Source organism: Picosynechococcus sp. PCC 7002 (genome assembly GCF_963860125.1).
GTDB lineage: Bacteria > Cyanobacteriota > Cyanobacteriia > Cyanobacteriales > MRBY01 > MRBY01.
In genome coordinates this window covers 1,002,942-1,017,190 of record NZ_CAWLFA010000001.1, presented here as the reverse complement: position 1 = coordinate 1,017,190, position 14,249 = coordinate 1,002,942, and the positions used below count along the sequence as shown (strand labels likewise).

At 50.0% G+C, this 14,249-nt stretch carries 16 protein-coding genes; 7 read left to right on the top strand and 9 right to left on the bottom strand.

Annotated features, from left to right (window positions below):
* Positions 1–88: 88 nt before the first annotated feature.
* The 4 genes from AACQ84_RS05035 to AACQ84_RS05020 all read right to left on the bottom strand — a co-directional run bounded on the left by AACQ84_RS05035 (position 89) and on the right by AACQ84_RS05020 (position 1,986).
* Positions 89–481, bottom strand: a complete 393-nt coding sequence (locus tag AACQ84_RS05035) for a PH domain-containing protein (RefSeq protein ID WP_012306617.1) — start codon at positions 479–481, stop codon at positions 89–91.
* Positions 471–821: a ribonuclease P protein component gene (gene rnpA / locus AACQ84_RS05030; protein ID WP_012306616.1), complete on the bottom strand. Its 351-nt coding sequence runs from the start codon at positions 819–821 to the stop codon at positions 471–473. Before rnpA ends, AACQ84_RS05035 begins: the two co-directional genes overlap by 11 nt.
* A 63-nt stretch (positions 822–884) precedes the next feature.
* The gene (rpmH, locus tag AACQ84_RS05025; RefSeq protein WP_012306615.1) at positions 885–1,022 is read right to left on the bottom strand and encodes a 50S ribosomal protein L34; all 138 of its coding nucleotides are present in this window, start codon (positions 1,020–1,022) and stop codon (positions 885–887) included.
* Positions 1,023–1,206: 184 nt separating this feature from the next.
* Positions 1,207–1,986: a DUF2808 domain-containing protein gene (locus AACQ84_RS05020; RefSeq protein ID WP_012306614.1), complete on the bottom strand. Its 780-nt coding sequence runs from the start codon at positions 1,984–1,986 to the stop codon at positions 1,207–1,209.
* A 290-nt stretch (positions 1,987–2,276) separates the two neighbouring features.
* On the opposite strand from AACQ84_RS05020, the gene AACQ84_RS05015 reads away from it, so the two are divergent.
* The 4 genes from AACQ84_RS05015 (at position 2,277) to AACQ84_RS05000 (ending at position 5,634) form a co-directional block, all read left to right on the top strand.
* Positions 2,277–3,422 carry a Re/Si-specific NAD(P)(+) transhydrogenase subunit alpha gene (locus tag AACQ84_RS05015; RefSeq protein WP_012306613.1) on the top strand — a complete coding sequence of 382 codons (1,146 nt, stop codon included), beginning with the start codon at positions 2,277–2,279 and terminating at the stop codon, positions 3,420–3,422.
* Between the two features lie 67 nt (positions 3,423–3,489).
* The gene (locus tag AACQ84_RS05010; protein ID WP_012306612.1) at positions 3,490–3,780 is read left to right on the top strand and encodes an NAD(P) transhydrogenase subunit alpha; all 291 of its coding nucleotides are present in this window, start codon (positions 3,490–3,492) and stop codon (positions 3,778–3,780) included.
* Positions 3,781–3,783: 3 nt separating this feature from the next.
* Positions 3,784–5,184: an NAD(P)(+) transhydrogenase (Re/Si-specific) subunit beta gene (locus AACQ84_RS05005; protein WP_012306611.1), complete on the top strand. Its 1,401-nt coding sequence runs from the start codon at positions 3,784–3,786 to the stop codon at positions 5,182–5,184.
* 309 nt (positions 5,185–5,493) lie between these two features.
* Positions 5,494–5,634 (top strand): hypothetical protein, encoded by a 141-nt coding sequence (locus tag AACQ84_RS05000; protein WP_012306610.1) that lies wholly within the window; start codon positions 5,494–5,496, stop codon positions 5,632–5,634.
* A 173-nt stretch (positions 5,635–5,807) separates the two neighbouring features.
* Here the strand turns inward: AACQ84_RS05000 and AACQ84_RS04995 are convergent, their stop codons facing one another.
* Complete coding sequence (locus AACQ84_RS04995) at positions 5,808–6,167, bottom strand: YkgJ family cysteine cluster protein (RefSeq protein ID WP_012306609.1); 360 nt, start codon at positions 6,165–6,167, stop codon at positions 5,808–5,810.
* A gap of 150 nt (positions 6,168–6,317) precedes the next feature.
* Here AACQ84_RS04995 and psb30 point away from each other — a divergent pair, with 150 nt between their 5' ends.
* Complete coding sequence (gene psb30 / locus AACQ84_RS04990; RefSeq protein ID WP_012306608.1) at positions 6,318–6,449, top strand: photosystem II reaction center protein Ycf12/Psb30; 132 nt, start codon at positions 6,318–6,320, stop codon at positions 6,447–6,449.
* A gap of 70 nt (positions 6,450–6,519) precedes the next feature.
* On the opposite strand, the gene recJ is transcribed toward psb30, so the two are convergent.
* Together recJ and rpaB are read right to left on the bottom strand one after the other, a co-directional pair.
* Positions 6,520–8,520: a single-stranded-DNA-specific exonuclease RecJ gene (gene recJ / locus AACQ84_RS04985; RefSeq protein WP_012306607.1), complete on the bottom strand. Its 2,001-nt coding sequence runs from the start codon at positions 8,518–8,520 to the stop codon at positions 6,520–6,522.
* A gap of 163 nt (positions 8,521–8,683) precedes the next feature.
* The gene (rpaB, locus tag AACQ84_RS04980; protein WP_012306606.1) at positions 8,684–9,412 is read right to left on the bottom strand and encodes a response regulator transcription factor RpaB; all 729 of its coding nucleotides are present in this window, start codon (positions 9,410–9,412) and stop codon (positions 8,684–8,686) included.
* 221 nt (positions 9,413–9,633) lie between these two features.
* On the opposite strand from rpaB, the gene radA reads away from it, so the two are divergent.
* Entirely contained in the window at positions 9,634–11,055 is a 1,422-nt protein-coding gene (gene radA / locus AACQ84_RS04975) for a DNA repair protein RadA (protein WP_012306605.1), read from the top strand.
* A gap of 205 nt (positions 11,056–11,260) precedes the next feature.
* Here the strand turns inward: radA and AACQ84_RS04970 are convergent, their stop codons facing one another.
* Together AACQ84_RS04970 and AACQ84_RS04965 are read right to left on the bottom strand one after the other, a co-directional pair.
* Positions 11,261–12,031 carry a tetratricopeptide repeat protein gene (locus AACQ84_RS04970; RefSeq protein WP_012306604.1) on the bottom strand — a complete coding sequence of 257 codons (771 nt, stop codon included), beginning with the start codon at positions 12,029–12,031 and terminating at the stop codon, positions 11,261–11,263.
* Between the two features lie 126 nt (positions 12,032–12,157).
* The gene (locus AACQ84_RS04965) at positions 12,158–13,135 is read right to left on the bottom strand and encodes a cysteine synthase A (RefSeq protein WP_012306603.1); all 978 of its coding nucleotides are present in this window, start codon (positions 13,133–13,135) and stop codon (positions 12,158–12,160) included.
* 237 nt (positions 13,136–13,372) lie between these two features.
* On the opposite strand from AACQ84_RS04965, the gene btpA reads away from it, so the two are divergent.
* Positions 13,373–14,206 (top strand): photosystem I biogenesis protein BtpA, encoded by an 834-nt coding sequence (gene btpA, locus AACQ84_RS04960; RefSeq protein ID WP_012306602.1) that lies wholly within the window; start codon positions 13,373–13,375, stop codon positions 14,204–14,206.
* Positions 14,207–14,249 lie beyond the last annotated feature (43 nt).

Genomic DNA, 14,249 nt, shown 5'->3' with positions numbered 1-14,249 from the left:
GGAGAAATGGGATTAGGGGTCGCGTTTCTCCCGACTAACCACTGGGATTTAACCCAGAAAATAATCGATAAATAATTTTTATTGGCGCTTAGGCGGCGATCGCCTCTAGGGGAACCCCGGTGCGGTCGGCTGCCTTTTCGGCGATGTGACTGTAGATACCACGGAAGTTGGGCATGGAGCGCAACTCTAGGCGGCTACCATCCTGGAGGGTCACAACCAGATCTCCCCAAAGGCCAAATCCCCGGGGAATCTTGACGATTTTTCTAACTTCGCTGTAAATAATATCGGTGCGATCGCGCCCCTGCCAGCCCCCAGTAATCGAGATACGCCGACTGGTAATGCGATAGCGGAGCCACAATGCTCGGACAATCGCCCCGACGGTCAGCGGCAGACAGATCACCGTGAACCCCAGCAAGATATTGAGGATCAGATCCCCAATGTGGGGGCCGCCCTCATAAATCACGTCTTCTTTAATGCCCATGGAATACCTCGGCTTGTATGAGTAATCTTTTTAATTCTTGCAAAAAATGCTCATATTCGCATTCTCTGGCGTTGTACCGCACAGCAATGACGATGTGCCAACCGGGTTGAATCTGGGGCAGTAGCGTGCGACAGGCGTGGCGAATACGGCGTTTGATTAAATTCCGAACCACTGCTTTTTTACTGACTTTGCGGCTGATGCTGATGCCAATTTTGGTTGGGGCCGCTGGCTGAGGTAAGAGAATGATTGCTAGGGCATCTCCCCGGAAGCGTTTCCCTTGACTGTAGATCGTTTTAAAATCGCGCCAGTGTTTTAGACGGTGTTCTTTTGGCAGTCCCACAAAGAAAATGAGAGTGAGGTAGACGGCAAGTCCCCTCACCAAAATAATGGTTTGCGCGCTGGATTAGACAGTAAGGCGATGACGGCCTTTTTTTCTGCGGGCGCGGATAACATTCTGGCCAGTGTGGCTGCGCATACGAGCCCGAAAACCAGAAGTACGTTTTTGCTTGCGGACGGTGCCGCCTAGGGTCCGTTTAGTCATGGAAGTCCTCCTTATATTCCTTTGAAAATAGGTGCTCTCTCCGGAGGCGATCGCCGCCTTGCCGAAAAAATTAGAAAATGACAGTCTCTAATTATACCGTGTCCGTCAAGTTAACCAAGGGCTCCGGCGAAATTGATCGCATTTACCCCGGTCAGTACCCAGGAAATAAAGAAACTGGCAATCCCTAAAAATCCACATCCAATAACCAAGAGCCCAAACGGCTGGGGAGAGGCGCCCCTTGGCTACGGGCAAAGGCCGTTATCAAATACATTCCCCCCCGAGAAGGATTGTTGACACTATCGAGGATGATCTCAACGTCGCTTTCGGGGCTGAGGGGTTCAGCGAGGGTAATCACCAGGGAACGACTACGGGGGCCTTCATCTTCTGGCTCTTCGGCAATCTCTGGTTCCGGAGCAGGATTATTGTTGTTGGTGTTGTTACTTTGGCTGGCTTGTTGGGCGGCGAGGGTTTCTGAATCGAGGAACACCAATTCGCCGTTGACCAGGACTAATTCGCCCCCACGATCCGGTGTGGTTGTACTGGCGGCAATGTTACCGAGGATGGTTTGGCTCTGTTGGGCTGGATCGGTGGGTAAGCTATCGGGATCCCAGGCGGTAGCGGCTTCGTTGAGGGCAACTTCTCGGCCATTGACTCGGACCCGAATTTTTGCGTCATCGACCCGACCGTCAAAGTCTTCCGGGAAGCTCAGTTCAAAAGTCTGGAAGCGGTCAACAATTTTACTTTTTTTGATTTCTAAGTAGTAGCGATCGCGGCGGCGGGCACCGGAATTATATTCAACGGCACACTTGAGAATGTCCCCTTGGGGAATCGTCCCCCCCCAGTTGATCGTAAAAGACCCACAGGGTTGGCGGGCTTCAGCCATTTGGGGCATGAAAGTCAGGCTACTGCTTAACAGGGTGGTGGCGATCGCCAAACGGGAAAGGGGAGAACGGAAGAGTTGCATATTCACAGGCGCCTTCAAAGTCTGTAACCGATTGTGACTAAAGTTTGCGTTTTCAGCAACTCCCCTGACGAAATCCTGACGAAGAAGTGCCAACGCAACAGAGATTTACAAAAACTGATAAGACACATTACAGAGGGTGTCCGCCAAGGAAAAGATAGCACTACACTGCGAAAAGACGCCGTAACAGCCTTATGGGGATGGCCGACGGCCCTGGGTTCTCAAGGTTTTGCCACTGAATTGCTCTACATCTACCGTTCAGTCTGTTGCTATTGTTTCGTTAAGGAGTTTCTATGAAAATTGCTGTTGCTCGGGAAACCGTTGCCGGAGAACGTCGGGTAGCCCTGACACCGGATCAGGTTTCTCGTCTTGTTAAAAAAGGCTGGGAAATCCATGTGGAGGCCGGGGCTGGTGAGGCATCTCTCCTTCCCGATGCTGCCTATGAGGAAGCTGGGGCAAAAGTCGTTGGCGATCGTCAATCCCTCTGGAAAGAGGCTGATCTCCTCGTCAAGGTGGCTGTACCCACAGAAGAAGAGGTTGCCCTCCTGCCGGAAGGGTCAATGGTGGCGAGTTTGCTCAATCCCCTGGGACAACCAGAGATTATTCAAAAATTAGCAGATAAAAAGATAACCGCCTTGGGCATGGAGTTGATCCCCCGCACCAGTCGCGCCCAAAGTATGGATGTGTTGTCTTCCCAGGCTGGGGTGGCTGGCTACAAAGCGGTTTTACTTGCTGCCGCTGCCCTACCCAAGTTTTTCCCAATGTTAACCACAGCCGCTGGCACCATTCGTCCAGCTAAGGTGTTTGTGATTGGAGCTGGGGTAGCGGGTCTCCAGGCGATCGCCACAGCCAGAAGACTCGGCGCGGTAGTCGAGGCCTTTGACATCCGGCCCGCCGTCAAAGAAGAAGTCCAAAGTCTCGGCGCTAAATTTGTCGAAGTGCAACTAGAAGAAGAAACTGCAACGGCCGGTGGCTACGCCAAGGAAGTTTCCGAAGACTCGAAAAAGAAAAGCCAAGCCCTCATTTCAGACCATGTGGCCACCGCCGATGTGGTGATCACCACCGCCCAAGTTCCCGGTCGCCGCGCCCCCGTACTTGTAACCGATGACATGATTGCCCGGATGCAAACCGGATCGGTTTTGATCGATCTCGCCGGCGAACAAGGGGGTAACTGTGAAGGCTGTGAGGCAGGCCGCGAAGTCCAAGTCCACGGGGCCACGATCATTGCTCCCATTAATCTTCCTTCCACGGTGCCTGTCCATGCGAGCCAAATGTTTGCCAAGAATATGGCGACCTTGCTACAACTGCTCATTCCCGAAGACGCGATTAATCTCGATTTTGCCGATGACATCCTAGATTCCGTTTGTGTGACCCATCAAGGGGAAATTCGCAATCAACGGGTCAAAGACGCCCTGCAACAAATGGCTGTCACTGCCTAAGAAACAGACATTTTCTCAGTTTTGAACCTAAATTTATTCATCTTATCTAAAGGAGTTTTGACTGTTCATGACAACAGCAACACTGCTCAGTAGCCTATTCGTATTCGTATTGGCTTCCTTTGTGGGCTTTGAAGTAATTAATAAAGTCCCACCCACGCTACACACACCACTCATGTCCGGGGCCAACGCCATCTCTGGTATTGCCTTAATTGGTGCCCTTTTGGTTTCTGGCGAAGAACACTGGAATTTAACGGTCATCCTCGGTCTCATCGCGGTGGTCTGCGCCACGATCAATGTTGTCGGCGGTTTTTTGGTCACAGACCGGATGCTGCAAATGTTTAAGAAGAAGGAGGCCTAAGTGATGGATAGCTTACTTACCAATGGCATCGAACTGAGTTATCTCGTGGCGGCCTGTCTGTTTATTCTGGGCTTAAAGAAATTAGGCTCTCCTGCAACAGCCCGTCAAGGCAACTCCATTGCAGCGGTGGGCATGTTACTGGCAGTGGTGGCGACCCTGCTCAATCAACAGGTTTTAAACTATGGTCTGATCGCTGGGGGGATCGTCATCGGCAGTATCATCGGTGTGATCACGGCGAAAAAAGTCGAAATGACCGATATGCCCCAATTGGTCGGCCTCTTTAATGGTCTGGGGGGGGCGGCTTCGGCTCTGGTGGCGATCGCCGAATTTTGGCGACTCCTATCCCTCGGAGAAACCCTCTCTATCACCACTAGCCTCACGATTATTTTGGGGGTACTGATTGGCGGCGTCACCCTAACAGGAAGCCTCATTGCCTTTGGCAAATTACAAGGGATCATGCCCGGTCGCCCGGTAATTTTCCCGGCCCAACAGATCATTAATTTCGCCATTCTGGCAGGATTCCTCAGCGGCAGTATCTATTTGTTCGTGAATCCTGATCCGAATATTTTTCTCGGCTTAGTGGGGATCTCCCTTGTGCTGGGCGTTCTCTTTGTGATCCCCATCGGTGGCGGCGATATGCCCGTGGTGATCTCTCTTCTCAATTCCTACTCTGGTCTAGCTGCCAGTGCCGCCGGGTTCGTGGTGGGCAACAATATGCTCATTATTGCCGGGGCTTTGGTAGGCGCATCGGGGATTATCCTCACCCAAATCATGTGTAAGGCCATGAACCGTTCCATTACTAACGTCTTGTTTGCGGGCTTTGGGAGTGATGGCGGTGCCCCAGAAGGCGACGGTGGTGCGGCCATTGATGGCGCCATTAAAAGCGTAGATCCTGAAGAAAGCGCCATGATGCTTGGCTATGCCCGCAGTGTTGTCATTATTCCGGGTTATGGGATGGCCGTGGCCCAGGCGCAACATTCCGTCAAAGAGCTGGCCGATATGCTGGAGAAAAAAGGCGTAGAAGTCAAATACGCGATTCACCCTGTGGCTGGTCGAATGCCGGGGCATATGAATGTGCTCCTCGCGGAGGCCAATGTCCCTTACACCCAGCTTTATGACATGGACGATATCAATCCCCAGTTTGATAATACGGATGTGGCCCTAGTGATTGGTGCCAACGATGTGGTTAATCCGGCGGCGCGCCACGACAAAGGTAGCCCCATTTATGGGATGCCGATTTTGGAAGTAGATAAAGCTAAAACCACCATTGTAATCAAGCGAAGTATGAGTACAGGCTTTTCTGGGGTACAAAATGAGCTGTTCTTCAAAGACAAAACAATGATGCTGTTTGGCAGTGCCAAAGACATGGTGGAAAAAATTTCTTCTGAAGTAAAAGAGCTTTAGGAAATTAACAGTATTTTTTTTATGATTAGGCCCTAATTGTTAAGCGATTAGGGCTTTTGATTGATTTGGCTTTGTCTTTTTTTACATATACAGGAGTATTTACTTTTTTCGACTTTCAGAACCCTAACGCAATTTCAAGAATCGCAACTAAGCGATCCCCCAAGGGGACTGACCCCTAATAATAGTCATATAGAGCTGAATGAAAAATCTCAGCGATAGACAAGCTTAAAGTGCAGTGGCAAACCCGGTTTGTTTCGTGGTTCTAACCATTGTATTTCGAGTGATTAGACGTGACGAGGCACAGCAACCATGAAAACGTTAGAAAAGCTTTTTCAGTATGTTTTACAGGGCATCAATCGGATTTTTTCACCGAATGAAGAACCTATGCCAGAGGTAGGGGTACAACCCTTTGATGGGGATCCCTATGATGGATCATCGGATTTAGATTAGTTAGTTGGCAACTTGGTTTTAGGTTGTGGGCATCAACAACTAAACGGTATTGCAAGTATCGATGGGTACCAGAGTCCTTGGGCTGGTACTCTTTCTTTTTGGGCAAGTCTTGTTTCGTCCTTGAGAAACTTGCTCCAAGGATGGGGATCAACGATCTTTTTCGGGAAAACCGTTTACAGTCCAACATTCACGACCTTGGCAACATAGCGCTCCATTTCTGGGCTTTCGTCACCATAGATGCTATCGATGTGCTCGAGGCAGCAATCAATGGCAAATTGTTGTAACTCTTCGGTGGGCACATCAAACATTTCGGTAAACGTTTCTGGGAGAACACGGCAAAAACGGGGACGTTCGGTGTAGATCTTGCATTTGCGATGGGCTTGGTCATAGTTGATGCACCAGCCGTCGGGGCCAACCATAGCGAGATATTGCTCCAGTTGAGCGGGGGTGAGGTAGTCCTCAAGGTCGGGGCGATCGCCGGGTTCGAGGTGGCAGCAGGCACCACAGTTTTCAATACATTGCCAAGTGGGCATCGGGATCCGTCTCCGGGGCGTTACAAAACTTCATTGATTTTTGCCTATTCTCAGCAAAGCAAGGCAGGCCTGACGGGGTATGATAGACATTGATTTTTAGGAAAAAAAAATTTACCCTGTTTTTTGCATTAACTCAGGAATAGGAGAAATATGGATTTTATCACAGGTTTTTTTGGTAGCCTCAACTTTGAAGTGATTTTTCAGTTGACTTTTGTCTCTTTGATCCTCATTTCGGGGCCTGTTGTTATCTTTTTGCTGGCTATTCGTGGCGGCGATATGTAATTTTTTCTCAAAAACAAATTGTGCTCAGGGACAACAAACCGACGGGGGAGTTGTCTTTTTTTGTGCTGATTTAGTTGGCTTGTTCGAGGGTGGCGATCGCCGTTTTGATCATCTGAAAAAAAGGAGGTTGGGTAACATCAACGGTTTGCTCGCCGAGTTTGCCCTGCCGTTGACCTTTTTTAATCGCCAATAACTTACCTTGATCATTGCGAATTCTGAGGGTCAATCCCTGATCCGCGAGGGTACAGAAATACGTCCGGTCATTAAACAGAAAAGTCTTTTCTGAGTGCTGGGGTTGAGCTTGGGGAGACATTTCCTGGTCTGGAACCGCAGGACGCGGGGCTTCACTGGGACGCGCCCCGACCAATTCTAGCTCTAGGTTCACCTCACCATTCCAGCGATTTTCTTTGAGTTTGTAGGCAATGTCCAGGGTTGGGGGAAGTGGCAGATAGTCTCCCCATTGCCAGGCGATCGCCTTAATGGTAAATGTTTGACCGGCGATGGTTTGGCCGAGGCTGAATTTTAGGTGATTTTTGCCAATGGTACGTTGTTCTAGAATTTGTACATTCTTTGTCCAGAAAATCGGTTCTGGATTGCCGATGCCCCAGGGATGGAGTTGATCAATCTGTTGGTAAAACTCTGGGGTTAAATCCGTGAAATTTACCGCCCCGTCAATTTTCACCAAGGGTTTTAGGTGTTCTGGTTTGAGCAATTGGTGGGCAAATTCACTAAGTTTTTCGGTAAACGCAGCTAGGTTATCTCTGGCAAGGGAAAATCCCCCAGCGGCTTTGTGGCCCCCAAATTTACCCAGGAGATCTTGGCAATAGTTCAGCGCCTCAAACACATTAAATTCTTCGATGCCCCGGGCTGAACCGCGAATTTTGCCATCTTCCTCAGCAGTACAGATAAAGACGGGCACACCATAGCGTTCGACCAACCGGGAAGCGACAATGCCAATTACGCCATGGTGCCATTCTTCTTTGCAAACCACCAACACCCGCTGTCCTTGGTAATCGATGGGGGTTTCTTCTACTAGGGCGATCGCCTCCGCTTCGATCTGGGTGCACATTTCCTGGCGCTGCTTATTGATCTGCTCACATTGCATCGCCCGCTCTAGGGCCAAACCCGGTTCGTCGGTAGTTAGCAATTCAATTACTTTTTGGGGATCATCAATGCGACCAACGGCGTTAATGCGGGGGCCAAGGCGAAAGCCAATATCATCGGGCTTGAGTTGTTTCTTTTGGTCATCGACCCCAGCAATTTGCATGAGGGCCTGCACCCCTGCCAACTCCGACTGGGGTAAAAGCTTGAGGCCACGCTTCAACCAGCGACGATTCACCCCGGTCAAGGGCGCCAGATCAGCGATGGTCCCCAGGGTAAATAATTCTAAAATTTGGCTGGTGAGCCCTTCTAGCTTGTCTACCGCCTGGGCGAGGGACACCGCCAGCACATAAGCTACCCCAACCCCGGCTAAACCAGCATAAGGAGACATGGTCGGCAATAACTTTGGATTCAGAATCGCATTGGCGGGCGGCAATTGATCCGGCAAGTCATGGTGGTCAGTGATGATCACATCCAGGCCCAGATCCCGCGCCAAATTGATCGGCTCGTAGGCGGAAATGCCGTTGTCTACCGTGAGAATTAAGCCCACCCCTTCCTCGGCGAGCTCGGTGACGATGCGCTCATTGATCCCGTAGCCATCTTTCATGCGACTGGGGATCGCGTAGGTTACCTTGGTTCCCACATGGCCCAAGGCCCGCAACAACAACGCGGTACTGGTCATCCCATCGGCATCATAATCGCCACAAATGGCAATGAGAGTTTCTTCGGCGATCGCCTCCTGGAGAAGTTCCACACTGAGGGCCAGATCCTCAAATTCCACCAAGGGCGCAGGTAATCGCTGGGATTCCGGCTGGATGTAGATCTTCGCCTGCTCTGGCGTGCGAATATTGCGATTCACTAAAACCTGGGCCACAAGCGGATTAAGGCCCATCGCCTCAACCAATGATTGGGTGATATCCGGTTGGCGATCGGCAATGTGCCAGCGCTGTTGGGGGAGGCGAAAATTCATGGCAAAGGAGATAGTTTGCAGCAAAAAAGTTAGTAGGTACAGAAGACGGTTCGTCGTTTAGAGACCTTGCGTCAGATCTAGCATCCCCAGTCAAAATTTAAGACCACGGTCAAACATTCATCCCAACCATGATCTTAAAAGTTTATCCGTACAATTCTTGGGGTTATTCATCACCCGGTTCGAGGATCCGCTGAAACAGATAACCTGTACCTCTGGCTGTCAAAATAAGTTCGGGATTGCTGGGATCATCTTCTAGTTTGGCGCGCAGCCGGGAAATATGCACATCCACAACGCGGGTATCCACATGGCGCTCTGGGGTGTAGCCCCAAACTTCTTGGAGGATTTCTGAACGAGAAAAGGGTTCCCCAGAACGGCTGACCAGTAATTCCAACAGGCTAAACTCCATCCCTGTTAGTCGAATGCGTTCATCGCCTTTGTAGACCTGGCGCTTATTGGTATCAATGCGGATCGAACCCACATGGATAACCCCGGAGCTAGGAATGCCCGTACCACCATTTTTTTCAACACGCCGCAGGACTGAACGAATGCGCGCTTCTAGTTCTTTGGGGGAGAATGGTTTTACGACGTAATCATCGGCCCCAAGCTCCAAACCTGTGATGCGGTCCGCCACATCCCCAAGGGCTGTGAGCATAATAATCGGCACATCGGATTCTTTGCGGAGTTCTTGGCAAACGCCATAGCCATCGAGCTTGGGCATCATCACATCAAGAACCACAAGATCGGGGTCTGCTTCATCAAATGTGGCGAGGGCTTCTTCACCATCAGCGGCGGTCACAACCTCGTAACCAATCATGGAAAGGCGGGTTTCGAGGATGCGGCGGATGCTGGCTTCGTCGTCAACGACAAGAATTCTTTCTTTATGATTTTCCAAGTTCCTTCACGCTCCTGTTGACTTTCGGTAAGTGTTGTTGAAGTTTATTAAGTAGGGTTATCTAGATATAAGAATATCGCTTTCCTGAAATCTGATGGGAGTCTGAGGTCGGGTTTTCGGGAAAATGAGAAGTTTTTTAAGATTTATTTTGGAAAGTGTGCGGTTTTTCGGGGTGATGCTGCCACCGAGGGAAATTCATTGTGATGGGGAGATGACAAGTCATGGCTAAGGCAAAAACGGTTTATGTGTGTCGTGAATGTGGGGCAGAGGCGCGGCAATGGCTCGGTAAATGTCCAGATTGTGGGGTCTATGGGTCGCTGCAAGAAGAGATCCGCGAAAAGGAAAGCAGTACTGGTGTGAGCCGTACCTGGCACCATAAGCCGAAAACAACCAGAAAAGCCGCCAGCCCAGTCTCCCGCACTGCGGTGAAATTTACAGATATTGACACTCGCCAACGGATGCGCTTTGGGTCTGGGTTTGGGGAGTTAGACCGGGTGCTTGGCGGAGGGTTAGTCCCAGGCTCCTTGGTGCTGATTGGGGGCGATCCGGGCATTGGGAAATCGACATTATTACTCCAGGTGGCCTATCAGCTCAGCACAAGTTTACCAAGAATTTTGTACGTGTCGGCGGAGGAATCGGGCCAGCAAATCAAACTCAGGGGCGATCGCCTCCGGGATGCAGACCACCCCCCAGAGGAAAATTTATATGTGCTGACGGAAACGGGCCTAGAAACAATTTTGGCGGAACTAGAAACCCTCCGGCCCCAGGTGGCAGTAATTGACAGTATTCAAACCCTTTACTATTCGGCCCTGGGTTCGGCCCCCGGTTCAGTTTCCCAGGTGCGGGAATGCACGTCGGCTTTGATGCAGGTGGCGAAGCGGGAAAATATCACGCTGTTTATCGTTGGTCATGTCACCAAGGAAGGGGCGATCGCCGGGCCACGGGTTTTGGAACACCTCGTTGATACGGTGCTGTATTTCGAGGGGGATAGATACGCCTCCCATCGGTTGTTGCGTTCCGTGAAAAATCGCTTTGGGGCCACCCATGAAGTCGGCATTTTCGAGATGGGGGAGCAGGGATTAGAGGAAGTGCTTAATCCGTCGGAACTTTTCCTCGGTAACCGCGAAGAGGCGACCCCCGGCACTGCCACCGTTGTCGCTTGTGAAGGCACCCGGCCCCTTTTAGTAGAATTGCAAGCCCTGGTCAGTCCCACCAGTTATTCTTCCCCTAGGCGTTCCACCACGGGCGTTGATTATTCCCGTCTCCAGCAAATTTTGGCGGTGTTAGAAAAGCGAGTGGGCATTCCCCTTTCTAAGTTAGATGCCTATGTGGCTTCGGCGGGCGGTCTGACAGTTTCGGAACCCGCCGTTGATCTGGGAATTGCCATTTCTTTGGTGGCCAGTTTCCGCGATCGCCTTGTTTCACCCCAGACTGTGCTAATCGGCGAAGTGGGCTTAGGGGGACAAATTCGCCCTGTTTCCCACCTCGAAACCCGCCTCAAGGAAGCGATGAAATTGGGCTTTACCCGTGCCATTGTGCCCAAAGGCCAAAAGTTACCAGACGGTTTAGACCTCGATATTATTCCTGTGGCTCGCGTGCTGGATGCAATCGTCGCTGCTCTGCCTGCCGATGGGAAAGAATAGACTCCATTAAGGCAATTGGAGTTTGAGCAATTTAACGGACTTATTCTTTATCGTTCATCGCTGTGGTGCCTTTGATCAGCATGAATAAACCGCTGGCGACGATCAAAAACGCCAAGATGCCCATCACAATATCTAAAGTTTGGGTTTCCATAAAATCAATCCACACAATTGTCAGTTAGCACAATCAAAATTTCAGTTGACAAAGTCATTTACTGTCTCCTCGTAGTACTTGAGAGTTTAATTTTTTCTGTAATTCATGTATTTTTGCTTCGTAGAAAGTATCTTTGACTTCACCTGCCCATTTTAGAGCTTGTTCTATATCTAGCTTTGCTTTTTGTTTCTGATTAACAAATATGTAGGCTAAAGCACGAAAATAGTAGCTATGATGATCTTCGCCGTAATCATTTCCATGTTTTTTGTCTAGCTCAACAGCTTTCTTAAAATCATTAATTGCCATCGTTCTGTCTCCTATTTCTAGGCGTGCTAGTCCTCTTAACCAAAACGATGGGGCATAGCTTCCATTTTCACGAGATACTTGAATGCAATCTTCTATGCACTCTAAATAATTGTCAAAAGAGTAATGAGCGATTGCACGATTATACAGATATGCATCTTCTTTAGTACCTTTAGAAAAATAGAAGATTGCAACTTCAAAATTCCCCAAATGCATCGCGCTGATGCCGCAAAGATCATACGAAGTTTTCTCTACTTCTTTCAGTTCAACGTTGCGACAAAGTTCAATAACTCTTTTATAAATTGAAATCGCTGCTTGCCAATCTCTTGCGGCAAATTTTTCATCACCTTGCCGTCCGAGGATTTCAATTGTATCTAGTGCCTCTTTTTGCTTTTGAGCAATTTTTTCATCTGAAGGGGATTCAGTTTCAGGAGGCATCAACGAGGCAAGAATCAGCAACAAGGCCAATACACAGGAGATAATCCCAATGATGGCAAAGAACCAAAGCCAAAATTCACTCATAGGATCTACATAACAAGTTTTTTATTTGACTATATCCTCATCATTCCTCTAAGTGTAAATATGGCTAACTTTGGTGGCTTCCAGACTAAGGTTATTCACCTTTATTCTCCTTACACAGTTTAAATATTAATTAGGAATAGATAGCCCTTTACTGGCGAGCCATGCTGGGTTAAATAGGCGAGATTGATAACGAGCGCCACTGTCACACAACACCGTCACAATAGTATGACCTGGCCCCATTTCCTTCGCGAGGGCATAGGCAGCACCGACATTAATTCCTACGGAGCCCCCCATAAACAGACCATCTTTTTTCAAGAGTTGATACACAACCTGCACCGCCTCTTGGTCATCAACCCGAATGGCGTCGTCCATGGGCACTCCTTCCATATTGGCGGTAATGCGTCCTTGACCAATGCCTTCCGTGATCGAACCGCCTTCCCGGTCGAGTTTGCCCGTTTTTACATAGCTATAGAGCACACTACCCATGGGGTCAGCCACAACACATTTAACGTTAGGATTTTTTTCCTTGAGGTAAAGGGCGGTACCAGCATAGGTGCCCCCAGTTCCCGTAGCAGCCGTCCAAGCATCAATTTTGCCGTCGGTTTGAGCCCAAATTTCGGGGCCAGTGGTCTCGTAGTGGGCGCGGCGGTTGGCTAAATTATCAAACTGATTCGCCCAGATCGCGTTTTCTGTTTCTGCGGCGAGCCGTTGGGAATATTTCACATAATTGTTAGGGTCGGCATAGGGCACCGCCGGAACCGTAATTACTTCTGCCCCTAAAGTGCGGAGCAGGTCAATTTTTTCTTGGGACTGGGTTTCGGGGATCACAATGATGCACTTGTAACCCTTAGCATTACAGATATGAACCAGACCAATGCCTGTGTTCCCTGCGGTGCCTTCAACAACGGTGCCACCAGGTTTGAGCAGGCCCCGTTCTTCGGCGTCTTTGATGATGTAGAGGGCGGCCCGGTCTTTGACGGAACCACCGGGATTGAGAAATTCTGCTTTGCCTAAAATTTCACAGCCCGTTGCTTCACTAAAACTGTTTAGGCGAATGAGGGGGGTGTTGCCAACTGCACCAACAAAACCGTCTTTGATATCCATAGGTTGATTCTGTTTCTTCTGTCTTTTGCACTGTGGGTTGCAATCCCCCTATTGTGACATGGGCTGGTTCGATTCCTGTGGTGAATTATGGAGGCGATCGCCTTTTCTTCGGGGAAACAAAATTTTGGGGAGGCCTGCCCCTGATATACTAATTTACGCCCTATCCCAAGCCTGCAAAGGTGACGAGGCATCGCTCCTGTGGGAGTGACCCTGTACAAACGAACGTAAAGAAAATCAGTGGATCTCAAACATCTTTTCCAGACCGAAAATCCCATCCTTGGCGTTGTTCACCTGTTGCCTTTGCCCACCTCTGCCCGTTGGGGAGGTGACTTTCGTCAGGTGATGGACCGCGCGGAACAGGAGGCAACGGCCCTCGCTGCGGGGGGGATTGACGGCATTATTATCGAAAACTTCTTTGATGCCCCCTTCACAAAAGACCGGGTTGATCCCGCCACGATCAGCGCCATGACCCTAATCATGGATCGTCTTGCGGGGTTGGTGACTGTCCCCCTGGGGCTTAATGTCCTCCGCAATGATGCTAAAAGTGCGATGGCGATCGCCGCCTGTACTGGCGCCCAGTTTATTCGTGTGAATGTGCTCACCGGGGTAATGGCCACCGACCAAGGCTTAATTGAAGGCAATGCCTACGAACTGCTGAAATACCGCCGCGAACTCGATGCAGACGTAGCAATCTTGGCAGATGTCTTAGTGAAACACGCCCACCCCATCAGTACGCCTAACCTCACCGCCGCCATCCACGACACCGTAGAGCGGGGTTTAGCCGATGCAGTAATTCTCTCTGGTTGGGCGACGGGTCAAGTGCCGAAAATGGACGACTTGAAAGATGCCCGTGCCAATGCAGGGGATACGCCGATTTTGATTGGTAGTGGTGCCACCTGGGAGAATATCGGCAACCTCCTCCAGGTGGCAGACGGGGCCATTGTCGCCAGTTCCCTCAAACGTCATGGCAAGCTCAGTGAACCCATTGATCCGTTGCGGGTGTCGCAGTTTATGGAATCGGCCCAACAGGGGATTAAAATTCGCCAGATGCGCCAGAAACAATTTGCCTAATCCTGTGTGCGGGCACGGGTGCTGTATTTTTTAAAAGTTCTGG

Coding starts and splice junctions, on each gene's coding strand:
- AACQ84_RS05035 (WP_012306617.1), bottom strand. CDS start 481: ATGGGCATTAAAGAAGACGTGATTTATGAGGGCGGCCCCCACATTGGG.
- rpmH (WP_012306615.1), bottom strand. CDS start 1,022: ATGACTAAACGGACCCTAGGCGGCACCGTCCGCAAGCAAAAACGTACT.
- AACQ84_RS05020 (WP_012306614.1), bottom strand. CDS start 1,986: ATGCAACTCTTCCGTTCTCCCCTTTCCCGTTTGGCGATCGCCACCACC.
- AACQ84_RS05015 (WP_012306613.1), top strand. CDS start 2,277: ATGAAAATTGCTGTTGCTCGGGAAACCGTTGCCGGAGAACGTCGGGTA.
- AACQ84_RS05010 (WP_012306612.1), top strand. CDS start 3,490: ATGACAACAGCAACACTGCTCAGTAGCCTATTCGTATTCGTATTGGCT.
- AACQ84_RS05005 (WP_012306611.1), top strand. CDS start 3,784: ATGGATAGCTTACTTACCAATGGCATCGAACTGAGTTATCTCGTGGCG.
- AACQ84_RS05000 (WP_012306610.1), top strand. CDS start 5,494: ATGAAAACGTTAGAAAAGCTTTTTCAGTATGTTTTACAGGGCATCAAT.
- AACQ84_RS04995 (WP_012306609.1), bottom strand. CDS start 6,167: ATGCCCACTTGGCAATGTATTGAAAACTGTGGTGCCTGCTGCCACCTC.
- psb30 (WP_012306608.1), top strand. CDS start 6,318: ATGGATTTTATCACAGGTTTTTTTGGTAGCCTCAACTTTGAAGTGATT.
- recJ (WP_012306607.1), bottom strand. CDS start 8,520: ATGAATTTTCGCCTCCCCCAACAGCGCTGGCACATTGCCGATCGCCAA.
- radA (WP_012306605.1), top strand. CDS start 9,634: ATGGCTAAGGCAAAAACGGTTTATGTGTGTCGTGAATGTGGGGCAGAG.
- AACQ84_RS04970 (WP_012306604.1), bottom strand. CDS start 12,031: ATGAGTGAATTTTGGCTTTGGTTCTTTGCCATCATTGGGATTATCTCC.
- AACQ84_RS04965 (WP_012306603.1), bottom strand. CDS start 13,135: ATGGATATCAAAGACGGTTTTGTTGGTGCAGTTGGCAACACCCCCCTC.